Below are 22,082 nucleotides of genomic sequence, written 5' to 3' on the forward strand. Positions count from 1 at the left end.
TTTATAAAAATGCACTAAATTGCACCGTTATTTAATAATGAAAAGAGGCAATTAAATGTCAAAAATGTTAAAAGACATCATAGAAAATAATGAAAATTATCAGCCCGGGCTGTCGATTGACTGTGTCATTTTTGGTTTTCACGACAACCAGTTAAAGGTTTTGTTGATCAAAGTAGACAGAAATCCAAAATGGTCATTGCCTGGCGGATTTATCCCAATTGATCAAGATATTGACACCGCAGCAGTAACTATTTTAAATGATAGAACTGGTGTTGACGGCATTTTTTTAAGACAGTTTGCGACTTTTGGAAAGGTAAAACGAAACGATCAGCACTTTGATAAAAAGGTTTTAGAATATTTAGAAATAGAAGAAGCAAAAGGCAAATGGCTTATGCGCCGTTTTGTTACAATTGGTTATTATGCCTTGGTCGATTTTTTAAAAACGATTCCAAAACCTTCGAGCGATCGTGAAATTGTGGAGTGGATAGATCATAAAGAAGTTCCTGAACTTATTTTAGATCACAAAGAAATTCTGGATAAAGCATTGAACACTTTGAGAACAGAATTAAATTTAATGCCAATTGGTTATAATTTGCTTCCGGAGAAATTCACGATTCCAGAACTTCAAAAATTGTATGAAACGATTTTGGATAAAAAGCTGGATCGCCGAAATTTTCTCAGAAAAATAACCAACATTGGAATCCTGAAAAAGCTCGACGAAAAGAAAAGTAATGTTGCACACAAAGCCCCAAACTTATATTCTTTTGATAAAGAAAAATATGATGAAGTCTTAAAAAATGGATTAAATCAAGGCTGGTAGAATAAGGTTTAATTTTAAAATTTACGATTATGGTTTCTTTTGAAAATTTTAGAAAAATAGCTTTATCATTTGAAAATGCTACTGAAGAACCACACTTCGAGAAAACGTCTTTTCGCATAAACAAAAAAATATTTGCCACTTTTGATGAAAAAAATAATCACGCAGTTTTGAAATTAAATGAAATCGATCAATCTGTTTTTTGTGCTTCAAGCGAAATGATTTTTTATCCAATTCCGAACAAATGGGGAAAACAAGGCTGGACAATTGTTGAACTTTCAAAAGTAAGAACAGAAATGTTTGAAGATGCTTTGTTGCTTTCTTACCAAAATGTAGCTCCAGAAAAGAAGAAATAATTTATCGCACAATAGTTCTAAAAGTCAAGTTCACTCTAGGTTTTTGTGTTGTTTTTGTTGGAGGCAAACGATGTAACCAATGTGTTTGCGTTTCATCTTTCATAACTAATAAGCTTCCATGTTCTAAAATCAAAGAAACAACTTCTTTCGATTCTTTATGTTTAAAAGCAAATTTTCTTTCCGCGCCAAAACTTACAGAACCAATCGCGCCATTCTTTTTTAAATCTTTTTCGGCGTCACTATGCCAAGCCATTCCTTCTTCTCCGGAATGATATAAATTTAGCAGACAAGAATTAAAAGTTTCTCCCGTTTTTTCTTCAATAAAAGCTTTTAATTTTAATAATTCCGGCGTCCACGGAAGTGCTTTTTTTGTGGTATTTGAGTAGGTATATTCAAATTCCTGATCACCATACCAAGCTACTTTTCGTTTAGTTAAAATTAATTTTCCAAAGATGATTGCTTCGTCATTTTTCCATTCAATGGAATTTAATAAAGTATCGCGATAAAAATCTGCTTCTGTTCTGGAAAACAATTTTCCGTAATAATTTACAGTTCCGTCTTTCGGAAGTAAATTGGTGTTTTCGTCAGTTTCAGGATTAAACAAGTCCATTTTTCCAGTTTTGATATTCGGTTTTCATGCAATGTCCGCAAGGTCTGAAACCATTTTGTCTGGCTTCATTTTCAGAAGAAAAGAAAACCCGATTTTTACGTTTCATTCTTTTTCCCGAAGAACATTTTAGCATTCCGAAGATTTTTAATTTTTGGTTTCCACCGAAACAAATTTCTGCATTTTTAATTTTACGAAGCAATTCTGAATCGGATATTTTTTGATGTTGAATCATATTGTTTTGTGTTTTGTTTTTCCGCCACGAATTCACGAATTATTTTTAAAATCTATGTGGATAGAATTAGTTTAATTCGTGAATTGCTTCGCCTGTTCACTATCGCTCGGGTCGTGGCGGAAAAAATATTCACGAAAGAGCATCATGAAAGATAATTCCCAGCGTGTATCTTTCGCCCGAATGAATTTCGCTAACACCATGCTTCATGTTTACACGATAATAACCTTTTGTTCCTTTTACAGGTCTGAAATTGGTTGTGAAAACGAGAATATCCCCCTTTTTTGGTTTCAATACAATTGCTTTTGATTGTGCTCTTGGTGTTTGTTGTGTCAAAACAAATTCTCCACCAGAATAATCTTCGTCAGGATCAGAAAGAAAAAGCACAATTTGAATTGGAAAATACACATCACCATATAAATCCTGATGCAAAGTATTGAATCCACTTTTACCGTATTTAAGAATCAAAACTGTTGCTTTTAACTGATTATTGTCGTGACATTGCTTCAATAATTCTTCATGTTTTTCTGGGAAAACAGTATTAATATTCAGTGCTTTCATCCATGCATTTGCGATTGGAGCCAACTTCGGATAGATAGAAGAACGTAAGTTCTGAATCAAATCGGGTAACGGATAATTGAAATATTTGTATTCGCCCAAGCCAAATCGATAGCGCTCCATTACAACCGTTTTTCGGTATAAATTCGGATTATCATAATCGAATTTTAAATCCTCGCATTGTTCGTTATTAAGTACGTTTGGAATTATTGCGAAGCCATTTTCGTGCATAGATTCGGTGATGCTTTCCCAGTTTTGAGAAGCAATTTTTTGTTGTATATTTTGCATGAAATTAAATTTAGAGATCTGAATTTATCTGCGCACCTTCCCAACCAATAATGGCGGTTTTTCGGGTATTTCCCCACATATAACCTCCAAATATTCCCGAAGATTGAATCACGCGATGACACGGAATTAGAAACGCAACAGGATTACTGCCAATTGCTGTGCCGACTGCGCGTGAAGCATTGGGTTTTTGAATTTGATGTGCAATATTTCCATAAGTAGAAAGTTGTCCCATCGGAATTTTAAGCAGGGTTTCCCAGACTTTAAGTTGAAAATCAGTTCCTTTTAAATGAAGTTTAATTTCGGATAATTTGCTCCAGTCATTTTGGAAAATAAAGAGTGCATTTTGTTGTGCCAAATCTAATTTTCGAGAGAAAGAGGCATTCGGAAATTTATGTTTCAAATCTTCAAATCCGATTGCTTCTTCTTCGGCGAAAGCCATAAAACAAACGCCTTTTTGAGTTGATGCAACAATTATATTCCCAAACGGACTTTCGGCAAAACTGTAGTTTATTTCCAGATTTTTTCCTCCGTTTTTATATTCTGCCGGAGTCATTCCTTCGATATTTACAAATAAATCGTGAAGTCGGCTGGTTCCTGAAAGTCCGGTTTCGAAAGCGGTTTCAGAAATGGTTGCCTGATTTTCTTTGAGTAATTTCTTGGCATGTTCCAAACTTGTGTACTGCAAAAATTTCTTCGGACTTGTGCCTGCCCAATCGCTGAAAAGCCTCTGAAAGTGAAACGGACTCAAATGCACTTTCTCCGCAACCTCATCAAGATTGGGTTGATCTTTAAAATTTGCTTTGATATAATCGATAGCTTCGGCGATACGATTATAATTAATGGTTTCTTGTGTGTTCATTTTTATTCCATTTTATAAGGCAAAGATCGATTGGTTTTTGCGGGCATAAAATCCGAAACTTGCGGAAATAGATTTTTGTTTTGTTTCAGGTTTCAGGTTTCAAGTTTCACGTTCCAGCGTAACTTGAAACTTGAAACCTGAAACTTCAATTCTAATGCGCTACAGTTTTAGAAAAAACATTAATTATAATAACACCAATTACAATTAAACTCAATCCAATTATGGCTGGTAAATCTGGAATTTCTTTGAAGAAAATAGCGCCAATTGCGGTAATTAAAACAATTCCAACGCCAGACCAAATTGCATAAGCAAAACCAACAGGAATAGTTCTAATGGCAAAACTCAAACAATAAAATGCGCCACAATAACCAATAATGGTAATAATACTCGGAATTAATTTAGTGAATTCTTCAGATTTTTTTAATGCCGAAGTCGCTATGATTTCGAAGATGATGGCAATGAATAAAAATAAAAAGTTCTTCATGGTTAACGTTTTTTACAAAGTTAAGCTTTGTTTGAAACGGAAAAGAATTTATTTATCGAATATGAATTTCTGTTTCATTGTTTTTTACCTCATCAAAACAATCAAGGCACAACATTTTAAAATCGGCTTTGGCTTGAAAAACGCTAGTCCATTCTTCACCGTTATCAAGAAGCCATTGTTCACACTGCCCGCACCAGGCAATTTGCGGAAGATCTTCTTTGACTTCTGAATAGTAAAAACCTACTTTTTCTTTTGAATCTATTGCCATCGCAATGTGAATGCAGGCAAAAGTCATTTCTTTTGAACCATGTATTTCACATAAAACTTTTTCGATCATAATTTTTTGATGTTCTTGAGTTTCAAATTTAAACTTAAAATTTTAGGAGCCATAAATAATATTAGAATATTTAAAGTTCTTGGTCTGCGTGTGCGTGAGGGATAGGAGCAGTCCGCCGCGGCGGAGCGGATAGCCCGACATTATAAAAAAAAAGCTTTTGAAAACTATTACGGATTTAGTGACAATCCAACGCTAAAAAACAATCTAACTTTGTCAATATTATTTATCCAGGAAGTATCAAAATGAATTGGACCTAAAATAGATTGATAAGAAATTGCAGCTCCTCCTGATATTACGAGACTAGATTCTAAATTTTCATCCCAATTTCCTTTTGGATTAAATGCGTGCTTTATATATTCATCAAAAGTGCCAAAACCAACGCTTGCAATATTAAAATGAGGCGTCAGATAAATTTTTCCGGTAATATTTATTTGAGATCCTAGTTTAAGATCCATATATTGTGTGACATTGAGTTCGTCTTCGTGCAGACCTGCAAAGGAAAAACGATTACTGCCAGAACTCGGAATAATTCCACCTATAAAATATTTTGAAGCATAACCAAAATCTGAAAACGGAATTTGATGATTTTTAAGTTTATCCTGAAAAATAAAATAAGAATCAAACCCGACAATTCCGGTAATTTTCTTTTTTAAGAGCAGTCTCTTTTCAAGACTAAAGCCAAATTTTGTGTATCCATTTGTTGAGCCGGAAATGTCGGTTATATCTGGGTCAGAATATGAAGAATTAATATCGGTAAGAAATGATCGTGCTACATTTGATTTTATTATGGTTCCATTTGTGGCAAAGAAAACTTTATCCATATCATTATAAGAATAATGCATGTTGAATTCAATGTTATTAAAACTGTAATTCGTTAGTGAAATAGAATTTGGATTGTATTCGCGATCGTATTTTGGCTTTAAATTGGTGTAATGATAGTTTAGGCCAAAACCAAAATAACTTTTCAGGGAATTTAAATTTCTGTTTATTTCATTGTTGAATTCAAAAGCATTATAAAGGATATTGTCTGAGGCTTTGCCATTTATGTAAATTTCTTGTCGCAATAAGGCGCCATATGCTTCAGTTGCCCACCACCATTCTCTGTGGCCGCCAAAATTCTTTTGATAATTGATTCTGGCTTTTGGTTGTTCGGCAATATCGATCGTTACCAGTAGGCGAGATGCATCAGCAAGAATATTCCTGCCTGTGTAATTAAAAATGATTCCGACACCTCTGTAAGTATCATAATGTATAGAGGTGTTGAGTTGATTTTTGGCGCGTTCAAATCCAAACAAGGTAATTCCGAGTTTGTTCCCGTCTTTGACGAAATAGCTGTATGTAATTTCATCAAAAAGATTGGTTCCCATGGCTCTGTTAATTCCTGCTATTAAATCTTTGGTAGTGTATTTTACGTGTGTTTTAAGGTTTGCTCTTCCTACTACTAAAGGAAGGTTTTCTGGACTTATTTTTTTATAAACTATAGTATCTAGAACAAATTCTTTAGGCATATCAGGCAATCCATGAGTTCGTTGCGGAAATGCTTTAAGTTTTTCTGATAAAGCAATTAATGCCGGAAGATTTTGATTTGTTGCTATTTTGCCATCTTTGTATATTTCGTTGCTGTCTGCAAAATCGGCGGTTGAGAAGCGCAAGTTGGGTAAGTGATCGACCAATATTGTACAAAGATCACGATTTGCTGGATTTTTAATGTTGCTCGGAAACATACTCGTTTGCATCAAAATCGTCATCAGATTGTTGAGTTTATCCGTTGGTTCCATTCCGCCTCCTACGTCACTTCCAATAATGATATCGGCACCCATTTGTTTAGCAACGTCAGTCGGGAAATTATTTAATACACCTCCATCTACCAATACTGTTTTCTCATAAGGCATCGGTTTGAAAATCGCAGGCAAGGACATACTGGCCCGCATGGCATAAGCTAAACTGCCTTTGCTTAAAATGACTTCTTTGCCCTCTGCCAAGTCTGTAGCCATAGCCCTAAAAGGTATCGGAAGGCTGTCAAAATCCCTAACATTATAAACAGGAAAGGTCAATTCAGAAAGATATTCTCTTAGATTCTGATCATTTAGCAGAGAACCAACGCTATTGAGTTTTCCGTCTTTAACGCCTATTCCTACTACATATCTCTGAAATTCCCTTTTTTCTTCGGCACTTACAGATCGTAATGATTGACCTCCACCGAGTAGTTTGTCCCAATTTATACTTTTGGTTAAATTTTCAATACTGTCACCAGAATATCCCATAGCGTACAGACCTCCAATAACACTTCCCATACTGTTTCCAACAATAAGGTCTGGAACAATGTGCAGAGAATCCAGTTTTTGCAAAAGCGGAATATGAGCAATTCCTTTTGCTCCACCACCGCTTAAGACCAAAACAACTTTAGGTTTTTTTTCCTGAGAAAAAATAATGTGCGGGAGACACAATATAAATAAGAAGACGAATAAATAAGATGTTTTTTTCAATAGTACAGTATTTATGTAGTTGATAAATAGTAACTTATTTGAATTCTTAAAATTAAGCAGTTATTCTTTACAAAGTATATTTTTTGAAAGAAATCTTTTTTCTGTTCATAAATAGGGATTTCATTTATTACTTAAAAACAGAAAACCCGACAGATTTTAAAAATCTGTCGGGTTTGAGATATTTTTTAAGAACCGTATTTTACAAGTCTGGCATCCTTTAAGGCTATTTCACAGTCATTAAGTATTTTGGTGCTTAATTCTACTTCAGTTTTAGCCTTATTTAACTTTTCCTGAGATTTAGCTATTTGTATTTTGGCTTTTTCAATATTTTTTTGATGATCGGGATCGCCACTTTTTTCTGTAGAATTTTCAAGTTGTTTCAGATTTTCAAGCTGCGCTCTTAAATCTAATTCTATTTCCCATTCTTTTTGTCCAAGTTTTATAAGTCTTTGTTCTTCTCTTGCAAGTCTGTTTTTTGCTCTTTGCACTTTACCTTTATAAAGGTTTTTGTTGCTATCTATTTTTTTAGGAAGCTTTGGTTCCATCCAAGGATACAACGTATGTTGCAATTCAGGTTTAGACATATCAGAATTTTGGGCAATTGCAAAAAAAGGAAAAGCAAAGATCAATAATAGTAATAGAATAAAATGTGTTTTCATTAATTGGTTTTTGATGTCCCAAAAATATATTTATATTTAAGAAAAACAGCTTAATTAATTTAAATTAAAAACAAAACCCGACAGGTTTTTAAAATCTGTCGGGTTTGAATATGTAATTTAAAAATCTAATCCCGATAGATATCGGGACTAAAATCTTAAATTATTTAGTATCTGTAGTACTCTGGTTTGAATGGACCTTGAACTTCAACACCAATGTAAGCAGCTTGATCTTCTCTTAAAACTTCAAGTTCAACGCCTAATTTAGCTAAGTGCAAAGCAGCAACTTTTTCATCTAAATGTTTTGGCAACATGTAAACGTCATTGTTGTAAGCAGCGCTGTTTTTCCATAATTCGATTTGAGCCAAAGTTTGGTTTGTAAATGAGTTACTCATTACAAAACTTGGGTGACCTGTAGCACAACCAAGGTTTACTAAACGACCTTCAGCTAAAATGATGATATCTTTTCCAGCGATTGTATATTTGTCAACCTGAGGTTTGATTTCGATTTTTGATGCACCGTGGTTTTTGTTCAACCAAGCCATATCAATTTCGTTATCAAAGTGTCCGATGTTACAAACAACAGTTTTGTCTTTCATTTGCTCGAAGTGCTCTCCAAGAACGATATCTTTATTTCCTGTAGTTGTAATGATGATGTCAGCATTAGCAATTACAGTGTTTAATTTTTTAACTTCATAACCGTCCATTGCAGCTTGTAAAGCACAAATTGGGTCGATTTCAGTAACAGTTACAATAGATCCAGCACCTCTGAAAGAAGCTGCAGTTCCTTTTCCAACGTCACCGTATCCGCAAACTACAACTCTTTTTCCAGCTAACATTAAGTCAGTTGCACGACGTACAGCATCTACAGCAGATTCTTTACATCCGTATTTGTTATCAAATTTAGATTTAGTAACAGAGTCATTAATGTTGATTGCAGGCATTGGTAATGTTCCAGCTTTTACTCTTTCGTAAAGTCTGTGAACACCAGTTGTAGTTTCCTCAGAAAGACCTTTAATTCCAGGAACTAATTCTGGGTAACGATCAATAACCATATTAGTTAAATCTCCACCGTCATCAAGAATCATGTTCAATGGTTTTCTGTCTTCACCAAAGAATAAAGTTTGCTCAATACACCAGTCAAATGATTTTTCGTCAAGACCTTTCCAAGCATAAACTGAAATTCCGGCAGCAGCAATAGCAGCAGCAGCCTGATCCTGAGTAGAGAAAATGTTACAAGAAGACCAAGTAACTTCTGCACCAAGAGCAATTAAAGTTTCGATCAAAACAGCAGTTTGAATCGTCATGTGCAAACATCCAGCAATACGAGCACCTGCAAGAGGTTGTTCGTCTTTATATTCAGCGCGAAGTGCCATTAAACCTGGCATTTCAGCTTCTGCTAGTTCAATTTCTTTTCTTCCCCAAGCCGCTAGAGAAATGTCTTTTACTTTGTAAGCCACATATGGCGTAGTTGTAGTACTCATTTATATTATATTTGTATAATTGTAAATTTTTTGCAAATTTACGGAATACCTTTTTATTTTTACTAATTTCTGTCAGATTTGTGAAATCTTTAATTTCTTAATTTTTAGAACATTAGTTTATAAAACGATTTAAACCATATAAGTGTTATAAGTTCATTTAAAAAAGGATTCTTTGTAATGTGCTTCGTTTTGAATTGCTTAAATTTACGTAATGCATTTTTTTGAACCAGCAGTTATATTTTCTTATATCACTTATATGGTTTAAAACTCATAATTCACAACTCATAATTCATAATTAAAAACGTAATGCCTTTATTTCAAACCATACAGTTCAACGAAACCACTAAAATTTTAATTTGGGAAATAACCGAGTCTTTTGAGGAATTGTATAGTCGCGTAACTTTAAAAGAAAAAACGCAGCGAAGACTAGACGGAATGAAATCACAAATGCATCAACGTGCTTTTTTGAGTGTTCGAATGCTTATTCAGGAAATGGGTTTTACCGATAAAGATTTGCATTATGACGAATTCGGGAAACCTTATTTTGATTGTCACAATTACATTTCAATAACGCATTCGTACCATTTTGCAGCTATTATCATAAGCCATGAAACGGTAGGAATTGACATGGAATTACAGCGTGAAAAAATTATTCGAATAGGCGATAAATTTACGGATTATGAAAGTGAATATTTAGATCCGTCGTCAAAAGAAGAATACATAAAAAAGCTTACCGTAATTTGGGGAGCCAAAGAAGCAATCTTTAAAATCAGAAACGAAAAAGGAATCAGTTTTAAAGATCATATCAACGTTAATGATTTTTCTTTAAAGAAAAGCCAAACTGAGGCAAGTCTTCATTTTGATAATCTGATAAAAGATTTTAATGTGCATTATGAAGAAATAAAATCAGATAATTTTGAAGGTAAGTTTACTTTGGTTTATGCTTTTGAAAAATAGATTTTAGTTTCAGTAGCAGTTTTCAATTTAAGCTTCGTTTTCCTTTTTTCGATGCTGAAACATACTCATATATAAAAAAGTAGTCATTTTTCGGGCGCGTCTTTTTAATGTATCAGCATTTTCGCCTTCAAAATGTTCGTCGATAGTCTGGAACCAATGATTCAGCCAGATTCCGAATTCATTTGTTGTGATTTTTCCATCAAAATGAGCATCAACTTCATTATGAACTGCATGCGGATTTCCTTTATACTTGCGAATCGCAAATAAATTAGTTTCCCAAAAATCAGTCAGTTTTTCGAGATGCGCATCCCAATCAGAAATCATTTTATTAAAATAAAAGCCGATTTCTTCATCGGCTCTTATTTTAGCATAGAACTGATGCACTAGAAAAGAAACATCATCTCTATTTTCTATTTGCTTTTTCACAGAATGAGAGTATTTAATAAAATAAACAATACACTTAAAACTGAACTCAGAATCAAAAGGTTAAAAACTACCTTGTGTTTCATTTGTGCCAAAATTGAAGTGTTTACAAAGATACAAGCTAAAACGATAATAGCCAGCTGAATCATTTGAAAAATAGAAGTTCCGTTAGATAAAACGTACATTGCTGCAGCGCCGCCTAAACAGCTTTGACCAATTACTGCCATTGCAGCAGAACCCATGTAATTTTTATTAAAAATGTCGAATGTTGATTGATATAGTGTCATGATATTGTGATTTTTATACCAACAAAGGTACAGGCACAATACTGCTCGGTTTTATGATTTTAATCATAAAACAAGAACTTTTTTATCGATATACTTTTCGGTTTATAATCTTCAATTCGCCTTTTTTTTCCAAATTTTTTATTGTTCTGATTACCGTTTCAACACGCAGTCCGGTCAAATCTCCAATTTGTTGACGGGTAAAATTGATGAGGTAGCCATTTGCATCTTTTTTGAAATTGAAATAAGCAATTCCGTGATCGATTAATTTTAAAACTCGATGTTCTGGCTCCTGCGTTGAAATCTCGGCAGCCATAACGGATTTATAGTACAATCGCTGTGCTAAATTCTCAATGATTTTAATGCTGATTTTTGGGTTTTCTTCCAGCAGTTTCATAAAGTTTGATTTTGGAAGAAGAAGAATTTCGCTGTTATCAACCGCAATTGCATTTGCAGGATATTTTTGGTTTAAAAACAAAGGAGGTTCGCCAAAAGATTGTTCTTTGTAAAATATTCCCTGAATAAATTCGCGACCTTCATCATTATAATTGCTCATTTTGACTTCGCCAGAAAGAACCTGATAATAATTTGCAGGAAAAATTCCTTCTTCAAAAATAATTTCATTTTTGTCGAAAGACTTCTTTACAACGCCATATTTTTCTAATAATTCAGGAGCAATCATACATTTGTTTCATTGGTTATCAAAAGCAGCTATACAAATATAATTTATTCAAAATAGTTCTTCTACATTAAAAACTTTTACTTTTACGGCCATTATGCAGCAAAGAATATTTAATATCCATCAACAGATTTTAGAAGCCAAAAAAGAGGGCCGCAAATTGCTGGCAGTTCTTTTAGATCCTGATAAAATTGTTTTGGAAAACTTGGATCATTTAATTGATAAAATAAATCAGTCTCCAGCTACACATATTTTTGTTGGCGGCAGTATTGTGCAAGCTACAATTTTAGAAGATCTGATTGCCCAGTTAAAACAAAAAACAAAACTTCCGGTTGTTATATTTCCAGGCGATCCGTCGCAGATTTCACCTCAAGCCGATGCTATTTTATTTCTATCATTACTATCAGGCAGAAATCCGGATTATTTGATTGAATATCAGGTTCAGGCGGCGCCAATTCTGAAAAAAACAAATCTTGAAGTAATTTCTACAGGCTATATTTTGATCGAAAGCGGGAATGAAACTGCGGTTGCACGTGTTAGTAAAACAAAACCGCTTAACCGTGAAAATTTCGATTTGGTTCTGGCTACTGCACAAGCGGGTGAAATGCTAGGAAATAAATTAGTGTATTTAGAAGCCGGAAGCGGCGCTAAAAATGCAGTTCCTCTGAAAATGATACAGTTAATTGCGCAAAATATAGAAATTCCTATAATTGTTGGCGGAGGAATTGTAGATTTGCACGGAATTCAAAATGCGTATAAAGCTGGCGCTGATTTAGTAGTTATTGGAACTGCTTTTGAAAACGACAGCCACTTTTTTGAATCATAAAAACCAAAAACAGTTTAACCAAATGATAGATTTTTTTTTCGAAAATTATAAGAATGCTCCACTATGGCATATTATTTTAGAATTTTTAGTTTTTGTCTGCGGGATTTTAAGCGTTTGGTTTGCTAAAAAAGAAAATATCTGGGTGTATCCAACAGGACTTATCGCAACAGTAATTTCGGTGTATTTGCTATACATTGCGGGTTATATTGGCGATATGATTATCAATGGTTATTTCTCCATTATGAGTATTTATGGTTGGTATGTATGGGCGCGTGGCGGCTCCGTTGAGGATAATTTACCTATAACTCGTACAAGTTTTAATGAAAAAATAATCGGAATCGTACTATTTATTGTAACCGTTTTTGTAGTTTTCGGCATTTATAAATATTTTGACTATACAATCAATCCAGACAATTATGTCGATATGATTTCGTCGGGAATATTTTTTGCGGGAATGTGGTACATGGCCAGGAAAAAAATCGAAAACTGGACACTTTGGATTATTGGCGATATAATTGTTGTGCCTCTTTATGCTTATCGCGGCTTAGGGATGCTGTCACTTCAATATTTAATTTTTACAATTTTGGCTATTTCAGCTTATTTAGAATGGAGAAAAATCTTAGACAGCAAAAAACAACTATCATAAAAATTGCTTTGTTTGGGCCTGAAAGTACAGGAAAAACAACTTTAGCAAAACAACTTGCAGAATATTACGAAACCGAATGGGTTCCTGAGTTTGCACGCGACTATTTACAAGAAAAATGGGAGGAAAATCAGCACATTTGCGTGGCCGATGATATGATGCCTATTGCATACGGACAAACCGCTTTGGAAAATGAAAAACTTTCTCAGGCAAAAAAATATTTGTTCTGCGATACGAATTTGATGGTGACCAAAGTTTTCTCTGAAATGTATTATGGTTTCTGTGATCCGCTTTTAAATGAAGCAGCACTGGAACACGAATATGATCTGTTTTTCCTGACCGATATTGATGTTCCATGGGAAAAAGATGATATTAGAGATACACCAGACGGAAGAGAAACTGTTTTTTCTGTTTTTAAACAAAGTTTGATACAAACAAAAAAGCCCTTTATAATTCTTTCAGGAAATAAAGAAAGTCGCTTAGCAAAAGCAACTTCAATTATTGAAGAGCTTACTATTGCTAAAGAACGTGGTTTTTCGTCAGAAGATTTTGTGCAACTTTATGAGCAAGGAATTTCTATTGAAAGTGTTTTGAAACAACTAAAAATTTTCAAAAGAGGAATTACAAAAAGCAATTTAATAAGTCCGGCAACAACAGAAAATGGGATTTTGGCTTTTTCAGAAATTGAATTTGAAGAGAAAGCAGCCTATTTTGACGCTCAAAAAGAAAATCTGAAAATTAAAAAATTTGTTCCCGCTTCTGGAGCTGCAACAAGAATGTTTAAGTTTTTAAGAGCCTTTTTGAATGACTTTGATATTGAAAAAGAAACAATAAACGCTTATATAAACAGACAAAAGGACAAAGAACTTTCGATTTTTATAGTTGGAATGGACAAGTTTCCTTTTTTTAAGGCAGTTGATAAAAAGCTGAGATCAATTTATCCTGATTTTGAAAATTTAGAGCAAGACTACAAGAATTATTATTTCATAAAAACGTTGCTTTCACAGGATTATTTTGCGTTCGCAGATAAGCCAAAAGCAGTATTGCCTTTTCATAAATATAAAGATCATATCGCAAATCCGATTGAAGAACATTTGAACGAATGTGTACATTATGCATCTTCAAATCAAGTTTCGAACCTTCATTTCACGGTAACTGAGGCGCATCAGGAATTATTTGAAAAAGAAATTGAGGTTCTTAAAGAAAAAGTAGAGAAGGCTTCTGGAATTCAGATAAATATTGGTTATTCATATCAAAATGCAAGCACTGATTCGATTGCGGTTGATACAAAAAACAGATTGGTAAGAGATAAAAATGAAGCCTTGGTTTTCAGGCCAGGCGGACATGGTGCGTTAATTGAGAATTTAAGCACATTAGAAGCAGATGTTATTTTTATTAAAAATATTGACAATGTGATTCAGAATCATATTGACAAAATTACTTTGTATAAAAAAGCGCTGGCGGGAATTTTGATTGAAGCACAACAAAAGGTTTTTGGCTATTTGAATGCGATTGATGCGCAAAAAATAGGAGAAAAAGAATTAAATGAAATAGTTCTTTTTCTGACTAAAGAGTTAAATATCGAAATCTCAAGTGATTTCAATATGTTTACTTTTGAGAATAAAATCAACAAAGTAAAAGAACTTTTAAATCGCCCGATCAGAGTTTGTGGGATGGTGAAAAATGAAGGAGAACCAGGTGGAGGACCGTTTTGGGTTATGAGCAATAAAGGAATAAAATCACTTCAGATTGTTGAAACTTCTCAAGTTGATTTATCGGATAAAAAACAGGCTAAGATTTTAGCTGAATCGACACACTTTAATCCAGTAGATTTAGTTTGCGGAATTAGAAATTATAAAAATCAAAAATTTGATTTACAGCAGTTTGTAGATCATAAAGCAGGTTTTATAGTTGAGAAAAGTGTTGAAGGCAAAACGGTAAAGAATTACGAACTTCCAGGTTTGTGGAATGGCTCAATGGCACATTGGTTAACTATTTTTGTTGCTGTTCCGTTAATAACTTTTAATCCGGTGAAAACGGTAAACGATTTATTAAAAGCACCACATCAGCCACAATAATGGATATTGATAAAATTATATCAGAATTAAGTTTTAAAGCCGTTCGCAGCAGTGGAGCTGGCGGACAAAACGTGAACAAAGTATCATCAAAAGTAGTTTTGTCTTTTGATTTGAATGCTTCACAAGCTTTGTCTGATGAAGAAAAACTGCTTTTGCAAACTAATATTACAGCACGTTTAACTTCTGAAAATATCTTAATTTTAAATTGTGATGAAGATCGAAGCCAGCTTAAAAACAAAGATATTGTTACAAAACGTTTTTTGGAAATCATAAAAAAAGGATTGTTTGTTCCGAAAGTTCGTAAAGCTACAAAAGTTCCTAAATCTGTAATTAAGAAAAGAATTAAGGACAAGAAGAATGTTTCTGAAATAAAACAATCGAGAAGAAAACCAAACTTAGATTAAATTCCAAATTCCAAAAAGTCATTTTGATTTCTGGAATTTGGAATTTGTTTTTTTGGAGTTTGATTTTTTAACATTACATTTGCATTGTCTCAAAGGGGTGCTCTAAATAACGAGCTGAGATCATACCCAAAGAACCTGAGCGAGTAATGTTGCTAAGGGAAAAAACGACACTATCAAGCGTGCACACTTTATTTTGTCGTGAAACAATTTATTAATTTAACAAAGAATAATTCCCCCTTTTATTCGTAATTTTTTACGAATGAAAACTATTTTTAAAGGTACTGAGGTACTAAGTTACAAAGGTTCTAAGGTTCAAAAAATGAGCAGAACCAAATCTATTTTCTTTCTTCTTTCTTCTGGTTTCTTCACACTATTTTCTTTCGCGCAAGAACAGGATTCTACTAAAGTTAATCAGCTTGATGATGTTTTGGTTTCTGCGGTTCGTGTGACTTCAAAAACTCCGGTTACTTTTAGTAACATGGATAAAAAAGAAATCAAATTCAGAAATCTGGGACAAGATATTCCTACTTTGATGAATTATCTTCCTTCGGTAGTTACAACTTCTGATGCTGGAAACGGAATTGGTTATAGTGGAATCAGAGTCCGCGGAAGCGATGCAACTCGTGTGAATGTTACAATCAACGGAATTCCGTATAATGATGCCGAAAGCCAAGGAACTTTCTGGGTAAATATGCCCGATTTTGCTTCTTCTGTAGAAAGTCTGCAATTGCAAAGAGGAGTAGGAACTTCAACAAATGGTTCTGGAGCTTTTGGAGCAAGTTTAAACATGTTGACGGATAACTACGCTTCAAAAGCTAATGGAGAAATTTCAAGTTCTTTTGGAAGTTTTAATTCTCAGAAAAACACAGTAAAATTCAGTACAGGTTTGCTAAACGATCATTTTGAATTGGCTGGACGTTTGTCTAGAATTAAATCTGACGGTTATATAGACAGAGCAAGTTCTGATTTGAAATCGTATTTTCTTCAAGGAACTTATGTTGGAAAAACAACATTGATTAAAGCTTTGGTTTTTGGCGGAACTGAAAAAACATATCAATCCTGGAACGGAATCGACGGTGAAACTATGAACGAAAACCGTACTTTCAACTCAGCAGGAATGTATACAGATGAATCTGGAAATGTTCGTTTTTACGACAATGAAACCGATAATTATCAGCAAGACCATTATCAGCTGCATTGGAGTGAATCATTTTCGGATAAATGGAGCAGCAATTTGGCTGTTCATTATACAAAAGGAAAAGGTTACTACGAAAATTATAAGGAAGATGCCGATATGGCCGATTATAATTTAAATCCAGTTGGAGCAGTTACAACGACAGATTTGGTGCGTCAAAAATGGTTAGATAATGATTTTTACGGAACTACTTTTTCTGTAAAATATAAAGATGAAAAACTGGATGTTATTTTTGGAGGAGGCTGGAATAAATACGAAGGAGATCATTATGGAAAAGTGATTTGGGCGAGATATGCTTCAAACTCAGAATTGGGAGATCATTATTATGATGATTTTTCGACAAAAACAGACGGAAATATTTTCGCGAAAGCCAATTATCAATTCACTGAAAAATTAAGTTTTTATGGCGATTTGCAATATAGAAATGTAAAGTATAAAGCGAATTCATATGAAACTGGAGTTGTTGATGATAATTTCAATTTCTTTAATCCAAAAGCTGGTTTGAACTACGCAATCAATCAAAAAAATACTTTGTACTTTTCGTATGCACGCGCTAACCGCGAACCAAACAGAACCGATTATGAAGGTGGAAATGTAAAACCAGAAAAATTAAATGATTTTGAATTAGGTTGGAGATTTAACTCAGAGAATTTTCAGTTGAATTCTAATTTCTATTATATGGCATATAAAGATCAGCTTATTTTGACGGGAACATTAGATGATGTTGGAGCGCCAATTCGTTCTAATACAGACAAAAGTTACCGTTTAGGATTTGAATTTGATGCTACAATTAAACTTTCGGAACAATTTATTCTTCGACCAAACTTTACTTTAAGCAGTAATAAAAATGTTGATTTGGCTGTTGAAGGTCAAAATTACGGAACAACTAAAATTGCTTATTCACCAGAAGTTATTGCCGGAAATATAATTGTTTACAGTCCGATTCAAAATCTGCATATTTCATTATTACAGAAATATGTTGGAGAACAATACATGAATAATATTGAATTGCCATCAGCAAAACTGGCAGATTATTTTGTAAACGATTTGAATGTTTCGTATGAAATTAAGCCAAAATCGGTTTTCAAATCGATTATGATTACAGGTATGGTAAATAATATTTTGGATAAGAAATATGTTTCAAACGGATACATGTGGGATGTTTATCCGTATTACTATCCGCAGGCAGGAATTAATTTCTTAGCCGGATTGACTTTGAAATTCTAAAAAAAGAAAAAGCCTGAAATTTAATTTTCAGGCTTTTTTATTTTAATTATATACATGAATCACAGATCCTACAACTTCGACTTTATATTGTTTAAGAGGATATTCTTTTGAACCAAGTCCTGTAAATAAGCTGTATTGTACTTTGTCACAAGAGCAAACTGCATATATGCCGTCAATTGTCATTGCGGCACAAGAATTAATTTCCTGATTTGGACACGCAGCATCAAAAGCATTATAAGAGTTTCCAGCATTAAAAATGATAATCCCTTTTGCTCCAAAATTTGGAACAATCACTCCATTACTTACAAATTTAAGGTTTGAATATGCAGGCAAATTCATATCTACAGACAAATTAACAGAGTAATTAGGAATGTAAGGGTTTTTATTGCTGCGTTGACTGTCGCTACAAGCAGAAAGTGCACAAACAAAGACGATTAAGAGCCAGATTTTTTTCATTCTTTTAGTAAGGATTAATGAAACAAAAATAAAATATTTAGTTTTGATTTTTATATGATTAACATATAATTATGTTCTATTAAAAATAATAGTATATTTGTAATACAAAATCCCGTCCCGATGGGATTTTTTGTATTTATATAAACGATGAAGTTATGAGTAAAGTATCTTATTATACAGCAGAAGGATTAAAAAAGTTGAAAGATGAATTGGAGCATTTAAAAAGTGTAATGCGTCCAAAGGCATCTCAAGATATAGCAGAGGCGAGAGATAAAGGTGATTTATCTGAGAATGCAGAATATGATGCAGCAAAAGAAGCACAGGGTTTATTAGAAATGAGAATTGCTAAGCTGGAAGAAGTGTATTCTAATGCAAGATTAATTGACGAATCACAATTGGATGTTTCGAAAGCATTGGTTTTATCTAATGTAAAAATTAAAAACCAAAGCAACGGAATGGAAATGAAATATACACTTGTTGCTGAAAGTGAAGCCGACTTGAAAACTGGAAAAATCTCAGTGACTTCTCCTATTGGAAAAGGCTTACTAGGAAAATCTGTTGGAGAAGTAGCCGAAATTACAGTTCCAAATGGTGTTTTGAAATTTGAAATTCTTGAAATTTCAAGAGACTAAATATTTTAGTTTAATCGTTTAACTGTTTAATCGGTTAAACGAATAAACAGTTAAACGATTAACCCGAAAAAATGGCATCAATATTCACTAAAATAGTAAACGGAGAAATTCCTGCATATAAAATCGCTGAAGATGAAAATTTCTTGGCTTTTTTAGATGTAAATCCAAACGCAAAAGGACATACACTTTGTATTCCGAAACAAGAAATCGACAAGATTTTTGATATGGATGATGAACTGTATTTAGGCTTAATGAAATTTTCTAAGAAAATTGCAATTGCTTTAGAAAAAACAGTTCCGTGCAAAAGAGTAGGAGTTGCCGTTGTTGGGTTAGAAGTTCCTCATACGCATGTGCATTTGATTCCGCTGAATCATATGGATGAAATGCGTTTTATAGATAAAGTTTCACTTTCAAAAGAAGAGTTTGAAGCTTTGGCTAAAAGTATTCAGTCGAATTTGTAAAGTTTGACTTTTTATAAAATATAAAAAATGCAGTAAAATTATCTACTGCATTTTTTTATTTAAAGAAATCTGAAATGTAGTTCCCTTTCCAATTTCAGAATGTAAAACTTTGATTTTGCCACTATGATATTCTTCAACAATTCTTTTAGTTAATGAAAGTCCCAAGCCCCAGCCTCGTTTTTTGGTTGTAAAACCAGTTTCAAAAATGGTTTTGAATTGTTTTTTTGGGATTCCGGTTCCAGAATCTTTCACATTTATTTTTACATGATAGTGATCTTGTTCAATTTGAAGTTCCAAATTTCCTTTTCCTTTCATTGCATCAATAGCATTTTTTACTAAATTTTCAATTGTCCAACTGTAAAGAATTGGATTTATCTGAACCATAATTGGTTCGTTAGGAGTATGATATGAAAAAGCAACTTGTTTTGAAAAACGCGATTGCAAGTATTTAAATGCATTTAAGGTTTCTGAAACAATATCATGAGTTTCTAAAACCGGTACAGAACCAATTTTAGAAAAACGATCCGTAATCGTTTGCAATCGGTTAATGTCTTTTTCGATTTCAGAAGTTATCGATGAATCAATATCTTCAGTTTTTAAAATCTCAATCCAGCCAATTAAAGATGATAAAGGCGTACCAATTTGATGCGCTGTTTCCTTTGCCATTCCAGCCCAAAGTTTGTTCTGTGTGGCCATTTTTGTGCTTTTGTAAAAGTTGTAAATCAATGCAACACAAAGAAATACAATTAACAAAAGTGCAATTGGATAATATTTCAGTTTATTGAGCAGCGCTGAATTACCATAATATAGGATTTGGTATTTTCCCGGAGCATATTCAAAAGTTATGGGTTCATTTTCGTTTCTTAAATTGTTTAAAAACGATTTTAATTTTTTTTGGTCATTTAAAATTTCTTCAGGAACATTTTTAGAACTAACAACGTTATCATACAACATCAATACAACAGGAATTGAAGTATTGTTGCTGAAAATCTGAAGCGGAAGCTCTACATCAGTATTTTCATCGGCATTTACGATTGTAATCTGCGCATTGGCAAAAAGCTTCATTTTCAGACGCTCTTCATTTTTGAAAATTTGGAAGAAAGTATAAGTATTCCAAAGAATCAAAGTGATGATTAAAAAGGAAATAAGAATTATAACCCAGCGAGTTGTATTTCTGCGTTCAGAAAAATGCATAAATTAATTTTTGAGGTATAAATATAACGAAATATACGCATTTTATATTTTGCAGTTCCTGAAAGATTTTTGTTTTTATGTCCTAAAGTATTTCTCCGAATTAAACGATTTCTATACTTTTGCAGTTACCAAAATGAGGTTTGGTTAAAAAGAAAATATATGATTAGCATCGATCCAAAAGAGATACCAACGGCAAAATTACATGGTTATCTGCAAAGTTCAGTAGGGCCACGTCCGATTGCGTTTGCGAGTACAATTAGTGCAAAAGGAATTCCTAATTTATCTCCCTTCAGTTTCTTTAATGTGTTTAGTGCTAATCCGCCAATTTTGGTTTTTTCGCCTGCAAGACGTGTTCGCGACAATACGGTAAAACACACATTAATCAACGTTGAAGCAACAAAAGAAGTTGTAATAAATGTGGTTAATTTTGATATTGTACAACAGACTTCGCTGGCAAGTACAGAATATGCAGAAGGCGTAAACGAATTTATAAAAGCGGGTTTGACTCAAATTCCGTCTGATATTGTAAAGCCGTATCGTGTAAAAGAATCTCCGGTTCAGTTTGAATGCAAGGTTACGCAGATTATTCCGTTAGGAACAGAAGGAGGAGCTGGAAATCTGGTTTTGTGCGAAGTAGTGAAAATGCATATCCACGAATCAATTTTAGATGAAAACGGAGCAATCGATCAGCACAAAATTGATTTGGTTTCAAGATTGGGAGCAAATTGGTATTCAAGATCGAATGAAGGACTTTTTGAAGTGCCAAAACCGCTTACAACTTTAGGAGTTGGAGTAGATGCAATTCCGAATTTTGTGAAGGAAAGCCCTGTGTTTAATGGGAATGACCTCGGAAAATTAGGAAATATAGAAGCCTTGCCTACAACGGAAGAAGTTAGTATATTTGTGAAAGAAAATTTTTCTGTGAAAGGCGTTTTAAGCTCAGATGATCAGGAAAAAATTCATTTAGAAGCCAAAAAATATCTTAATAATGACGATATTGCCTCGGCTTGGAAAGTGCTTTTAGCCAAAAAATAAGAATAGAAACAATAATTAATTATAGACGAAGATGGAAGTTATAGGAAAAGTAAAAGTGGTAAATCCTGAGCAACAAGTTAGTGCTTCATTCAAAAAAAGAGAATTAGTAGTAACTACAGATGAGCAGTATCCACAGCATATTTTAATCGAATTTACACAAGATAAATGCGATTTGTTAAGCAGCTATAAACTAGGTGAAGCAGTAAAAGTTTCTATCAATTTAAGAGGAAGAGAATGGGTTAATCCACAAGGAGAAACTAGATATTTCAATAGTATTCAAGGTTGGAGAATCGAAAGATTAGCACCAGAAGGTCCTGCACAAGGCGCGCCAATGCCAGCTGCAGAAACTTTTGCACCAGCAACAAGCATAAACGAAGACGAACCAGACGATTTACCGTTCTAATAAAGGTTTAAAATCGAAAAG

Annotated in this window: 26 protein-coding genes; 12 read left to right on the top strand and 14 right to left on the bottom strand. The window is 33.5% G+C overall.

Annotated features, from left to right (window positions below):
- Window positions 1-64: 64 nt before the first annotated feature.
- Together FN795_RS09170 and FN795_RS09175 are read left to right on the top strand one after the other, a co-directional pair.
- Window positions 65-820: an NUDIX hydrolase gene (locus tag FN795_RS09170; protein ID WP_142450721.1), complete on the top strand. Its 756-nt coding sequence runs from the start codon at window positions 65-67 to the stop codon at window positions 818-820.
- Window positions 821-849: 29 nt separating this feature from the next.
- Window positions 850-1,173, top strand: coding sequence for an MmcQ/YjbR family DNA-binding protein (locus FN795_RS09175; RefSeq protein ID WP_142450330.1), 324 nt, complete (start codon window positions 850-852; stop codon window positions 1,171-1,173).
- 1 nt (window position 1,174) lies between these two features.
- On the opposite strand, the gene FN795_RS09180 is transcribed toward FN795_RS09175, so the two are convergent.
- The 9 genes from FN795_RS09180 to ahcY form a co-directional block, all read right to left on the bottom strand.
- Window positions 1,175-1,783 carry an alpha-ketoglutarate-dependent dioxygenase AlkB family protein gene (locus tag FN795_RS09180; protein ID WP_142450331.1) on the bottom strand — a complete coding sequence of 203 codons (609 nt, stop codon included), beginning with the start codon at window positions 1,781-1,783 and terminating at the stop codon, window positions 1,175-1,177.
- The gene (locus FN795_RS09185) at window positions 1,770-2,015 is read right to left on the bottom strand and encodes an Ada metal-binding domain-containing protein (protein ID WP_142450332.1); all 246 of its coding nucleotides are present in this window, start codon (window positions 2,013-2,015) and stop codon (window positions 1,770-1,772) included. The genes FN795_RS09180 and FN795_RS09185 overlap by 14 nt, the downstream gene beginning before the upstream one ends.
- 129 nt (window positions 2,016-2,144) lie before the next feature.
- Complete coding sequence (locus FN795_RS09190) at window positions 2,145-2,858, bottom strand: 2OG-Fe(II) oxygenase (RefSeq protein ID WP_142450333.1); 714 nt, start codon at window positions 2,856-2,858, stop codon at window positions 2,145-2,147.
- 10 nt (window positions 2,859-2,868) lie between these two features.
- A complete protein-coding gene (locus FN795_RS09195) occupies window positions 2,869-3,717 on the bottom strand; it encodes a bifunctional helix-turn-helix domain-containing protein/methylated-DNA--[protein]-cysteine S-methyltransferase (protein WP_142450334.1) in 849 nt (282 codons plus the stop codon).
- Between the two features lie 151 nt (window positions 3,718-3,868).
- Window positions 3,869-4,201: a DMT family transporter gene (locus FN795_RS09200; protein WP_142450335.1), complete on the bottom strand. Its 333-nt coding sequence runs from the start codon at window positions 4,199-4,201 to the stop codon at window positions 3,869-3,871.
- Window positions 4,202-4,253: 52 nt separating this feature from the next.
- Entirely contained in the window at window positions 4,254-4,538 is a 285-nt protein-coding gene (locus FN795_RS09205) for a hypothetical protein (protein WP_142450336.1), read from the bottom strand.
- Between the two features lie 167 nt (window positions 4,539-4,705).
- Entirely contained in the window at window positions 4,706-7,024 is a 2,319-nt protein-coding gene (locus FN795_RS09210; protein WP_142450337.1) for a patatin-like phospholipase family protein, read from the bottom strand.
- 185 nt (window positions 7,025-7,209) lie between these two features.
- The gene (locus FN795_RS09215; RefSeq protein WP_142450338.1) at window positions 7,210-7,683 is read right to left on the bottom strand and encodes a hypothetical protein; all 474 of its coding nucleotides are present in this window, start codon (window positions 7,681-7,683) and stop codon (window positions 7,210-7,212) included.
- Between the two features lie 164 nt (window positions 7,684-7,847).
- Window positions 7,848-9,164 (bottom strand): adenosylhomocysteinase, encoded by a 1,317-nt coding sequence (gene ahcY, locus FN795_RS09220; RefSeq protein WP_142450339.1) that lies wholly within the window; start codon window positions 9,162-9,164, stop codon window positions 7,848-7,850.
- Window positions 9,165-9,470: 306 nt separating this feature from the next.
- Between ahcY and FN795_RS09225 the strand changes: the two genes are divergently transcribed.
- Complete coding sequence (locus FN795_RS09225) at window positions 9,471-10,121, top strand: 4'-phosphopantetheinyl transferase family protein (protein ID WP_142450340.1); 651 nt, start codon at window positions 9,471-9,473, stop codon at window positions 10,119-10,121.
- A 27-nt stretch (window positions 10,122-10,148) separates the two neighbouring features.
- On the opposite strand, the gene FN795_RS09230 is transcribed toward FN795_RS09225, so the two are convergent.
- From FN795_RS09230 to FN795_RS09240, 3 genes are all read right to left on the bottom strand, one after another.
- The gene (locus tag FN795_RS09230) at window positions 10,149-10,547 is read right to left on the bottom strand and encodes a group III truncated hemoglobin (RefSeq protein WP_142450341.1); all 399 of its coding nucleotides are present in this window, start codon (window positions 10,545-10,547) and stop codon (window positions 10,149-10,151) included.
- On the bottom strand, window positions 10,544-10,831 hold the full coding sequence (locus FN795_RS09235; protein WP_035645408.1) for a hypothetical protein: 288 nt from the start codon (window positions 10,829-10,831) through the stop codon (window positions 10,544-10,546). The genes FN795_RS09230 and FN795_RS09235 overlap by 4 nt, the downstream gene beginning before the upstream one ends.
- A gap of 82 nt (window positions 10,832-10,913) precedes the next feature.
- The gene (locus tag FN795_RS09240; protein WP_142450342.1) at window positions 10,914-11,510 is read right to left on the bottom strand and encodes a Crp/Fnr family transcriptional regulator; all 597 of its coding nucleotides are present in this window, start codon (window positions 11,508-11,510) and stop codon (window positions 10,914-10,916) included.
- A 94-nt stretch (window positions 11,511-11,604) separates the two neighbouring features.
- On the opposite strand from FN795_RS09240, the gene FN795_RS09245 reads away from it, so the two are divergent.
- The 5 genes from FN795_RS09245 (at window position 11,605) to FN795_RS09265 (ending at window position 17,880) form a co-directional block, all read left to right on the top strand.
- Window positions 11,605-12,333 carry a geranylgeranylglyceryl/heptaprenylglyceryl phosphate synthase gene (locus tag FN795_RS09245; RefSeq protein ID WP_142450343.1) on the top strand — a complete coding sequence of 243 codons (729 nt, stop codon included), beginning with the start codon at window positions 11,605-11,607 and terminating at the stop codon, window positions 12,331-12,333.
- Between the two features lie 22 nt (window positions 12,334-12,355).
- Window positions 12,356-12,979, top strand: a complete 624-nt coding sequence (gene pnuC / locus FN795_RS09250) for a nicotinamide riboside transporter PnuC (protein ID WP_035645401.1) — start codon at window positions 12,356-12,358, stop codon at window positions 12,977-12,979.
- Window positions 12,940-15,054 carry a DUF4301 family protein gene (locus FN795_RS09255; protein WP_142450344.1) on the top strand — a complete coding sequence of 705 codons (2,115 nt, stop codon included), beginning with the start codon at window positions 12,940-12,942 and terminating at the stop codon, window positions 15,052-15,054. The genes pnuC and FN795_RS09255 overlap by 40 nt, the downstream gene beginning before the upstream one ends.
- On the top strand, window positions 15,054-15,458 hold the full coding sequence (gene arfB, locus FN795_RS09260) for an alternative ribosome rescue aminoacyl-tRNA hydrolase ArfB (RefSeq protein ID WP_142450345.1): 405 nt from the start codon (window positions 15,054-15,056) through the stop codon (window positions 15,456-15,458). Before FN795_RS09255 ends, arfB begins: the two co-directional genes overlap by 1 nt.
- A gap of 259 nt (window positions 15,459-15,717) precedes the next feature.
- Window positions 15,718-17,880 carry a TonB-dependent receptor gene (locus FN795_RS09265; protein ID WP_142450346.1) on the top strand — a complete coding sequence of 721 codons (2,163 nt, stop codon included), beginning with the start codon at window positions 15,718-15,720 and terminating at the stop codon, window positions 17,878-17,880.
- A 42-nt stretch (window positions 17,881-17,922) separates the two neighbouring features.
- Here FN795_RS09265 and FN795_RS09270 read toward each other — a convergent pair whose 3' ends face one another.
- Entirely contained in the window at window positions 17,923-18,336 is a 414-nt protein-coding gene (locus FN795_RS09270; protein ID WP_142450347.1) for a Rieske (2Fe-2S) protein, read from the bottom strand.
- 155 nt (window positions 18,337-18,491) lie between these two features.
- On the opposite strand from FN795_RS09270, the gene greA reads away from it, so the two are divergent.
- Both greA and FN795_RS09280 read left to right on the top strand, forming a co-directional pair.
- Window positions 18,492-18,968 carry a transcription elongation factor GreA gene (greA, locus tag FN795_RS09275; protein WP_029271926.1) on the top strand — a complete coding sequence of 159 codons (477 nt, stop codon included), beginning with the start codon at window positions 18,492-18,494 and terminating at the stop codon, window positions 18,966-18,968.
- A 71-nt stretch (window positions 18,969-19,039) separates the two neighbouring features.
- Entirely contained in the window at window positions 19,040-19,429 is a 390-nt protein-coding gene (locus FN795_RS09280; RefSeq protein ID WP_142450348.1) for an HIT family protein, read from the top strand.
- A 42-nt stretch (window positions 19,430-19,471) separates the two neighbouring features.
- Here the strand turns inward: FN795_RS09280 and FN795_RS09285 are convergent, their stop codons facing one another.
- A complete protein-coding gene (locus tag FN795_RS09285) occupies window positions 19,472-20,623 on the bottom strand; it encodes a sensor histidine kinase (RefSeq protein ID WP_142450349.1) in 1,152 nt (383 codons plus the stop codon).
- Between the two features lie 159 nt (window positions 20,624-20,782).
- Here FN795_RS09285 and FN795_RS09290 point away from each other — a divergent pair, with 159 nt between their 5' ends.
- Window positions 20,783-21,658 carry a flavin reductase family protein gene (locus tag FN795_RS09290; protein ID WP_142450350.1) on the top strand — a complete coding sequence of 292 codons (876 nt, stop codon included), beginning with the start codon at window positions 20,783-20,785 and terminating at the stop codon, window positions 21,656-21,658.
- Between the two features lie 31 nt (window positions 21,659-21,689).
- Window positions 21,690-22,061, top strand: coding sequence for a DUF3127 domain-containing protein (locus FN795_RS09295; protein WP_035645378.1), 372 nt, complete (start codon window positions 21,690-21,692; stop codon window positions 22,059-22,061).
- The last annotated feature ends 21 nt before the right edge of the window (window positions 22,062-22,082 follow it).

The organism is Flavobacterium resistens (assembly GCF_900182645.1).
Classification (GTDB): Bacteria; Bacteroidota; Bacteroidia; order Flavobacteriales; family Flavobacteriaceae; genus Flavobacterium; species Flavobacterium resistens.

Bases quoted from the DNA above. Each gene is read 5' to 3' on its own strand.
- FN795_RS09170 (WP_142450721.1), top strand. From the start codon at position 65: ATGTTAAAAGACATCATAGAAAATAATGAAAATTATCAGCCCGGGCTG.
- FN795_RS09175 (WP_142450330.1), top strand. From the start codon at position 850: ATGGTTTCTTTTGAAAATTTTAGAAAAATAGCTTTATCATTTGAAAAT.
- FN795_RS09180 (WP_142450331.1), bottom strand. From the start codon at position 1,783: ATGGACTTGTTTAATCCTGAAACTGACGAAAACACCAATTTACTTCCG.
- FN795_RS09185 (WP_142450332.1), bottom strand. From the start codon at position 2,015: ATGATTCAACATCAAAAAATATCCGATTCAGAATTGCTTCGTAAAATT.
- FN795_RS09190 (WP_142450333.1), bottom strand. From the start codon at position 2,858: ATGCAAAATATACAACAAAAAATTGCTTCTCAAAACTGGGAAAGCATC.
- FN795_RS09195 (WP_142450334.1), bottom strand. From the start codon at position 3,717: ATGAACACACAAGAAACCATTAATTATAATCGTATCGCCGAAGCTATC.
- FN795_RS09200 (WP_142450335.1), bottom strand. From the start codon at position 4,201: ATGAAGAACTTTTTATTTTTATTCATTGCCATCATCTTCGAAATCATA.
- FN795_RS09205 (WP_142450336.1), bottom strand. From the start codon at position 4,538: ATGATCGAAAAAGTTTTATGTGAAATACATGGTTCAAAAGAAATGACT.
- FN795_RS09215 (WP_142450338.1), bottom strand. From the start codon at position 7,683: ATGAAAACACATTTTATTCTATTACTATTATTGATCTTTGCTTTTCCT.
- ahcY (WP_142450339.1), bottom strand. From the start codon at position 9,164: ATGAGTACTACAACTACGCCATATGTGGCTTACAAAGTAAAAGACATT.
- FN795_RS09225 (WP_142450340.1), top strand. From the start codon at position 9,471: ATGCCTTTATTTCAAACCATACAGTTCAACGAAACCACTAAAATTTTA.
- FN795_RS09235 (WP_035645408.1), bottom strand. From the start codon at position 10,831: ATGACACTATATCAATCAACATTCGACATTTTTAATAAAAATTACATG.
- FN795_RS09240 (WP_142450342.1), bottom strand. From the start codon at position 11,510: ATGATTGCTCCTGAATTATTAGAAAAATATGGCGTTGTAAAGAAGTCT.
- FN795_RS09245 (WP_142450343.1), top strand. From the start codon at position 11,605: ATGCAGCAAAGAATATTTAATATCCATCAACAGATTTTAGAAGCCAAA.
- pnuC (WP_035645401.1), top strand. From the start codon at position 12,356: ATGATAGATTTTTTTTTCGAAAATTATAAGAATGCTCCACTATGGCAT.
- FN795_RS09255 (WP_142450344.1), top strand. From the start codon at position 12,940: ATGGAGAAAAATCTTAGACAGCAAAAAACAACTATCATAAAAATTGCT.
- arfB (WP_142450345.1), top strand. From the start codon at position 15,054: ATGGATATTGATAAAATTATATCAGAATTAAGTTTTAAAGCCGTTCGC.
- FN795_RS09265 (WP_142450346.1), top strand. From the start codon at position 15,718: ATGAAAACTATTTTTAAAGGTACTGAGGTACTAAGTTACAAAGGTTCT.
- FN795_RS09270 (WP_142450347.1), bottom strand. From the start codon at position 18,336: ATGAAAAAAATCTGGCTCTTAATCGTCTTTGTTTGTGCACTTTCTGCT.
- greA (WP_029271926.1), top strand. From the start codon at position 18,492: ATGAGTAAAGTATCTTATTATACAGCAGAAGGATTAAAAAAGTTGAAA.
- FN795_RS09280 (WP_142450348.1), top strand. From the start codon at position 19,040: ATGGCATCAATATTCACTAAAATAGTAAACGGAGAAATTCCTGCATAT.
- FN795_RS09285 (WP_142450349.1), bottom strand. From the start codon at position 20,623: ATGCATTTTTCTGAACGCAGAAATACAACTCGCTGGGTTATAATTCTT.
- FN795_RS09290 (WP_142450350.1), top strand. From the start codon at position 20,783: ATGATTAGCATCGATCCAAAAGAGATACCAACGGCAAAATTACATGGT.
- FN795_RS09295 (WP_035645378.1), top strand. From the start codon at position 21,690: ATGGAAGTTATAGGAAAAGTAAAAGTGGTAAATCCTGAGCAACAAGTT.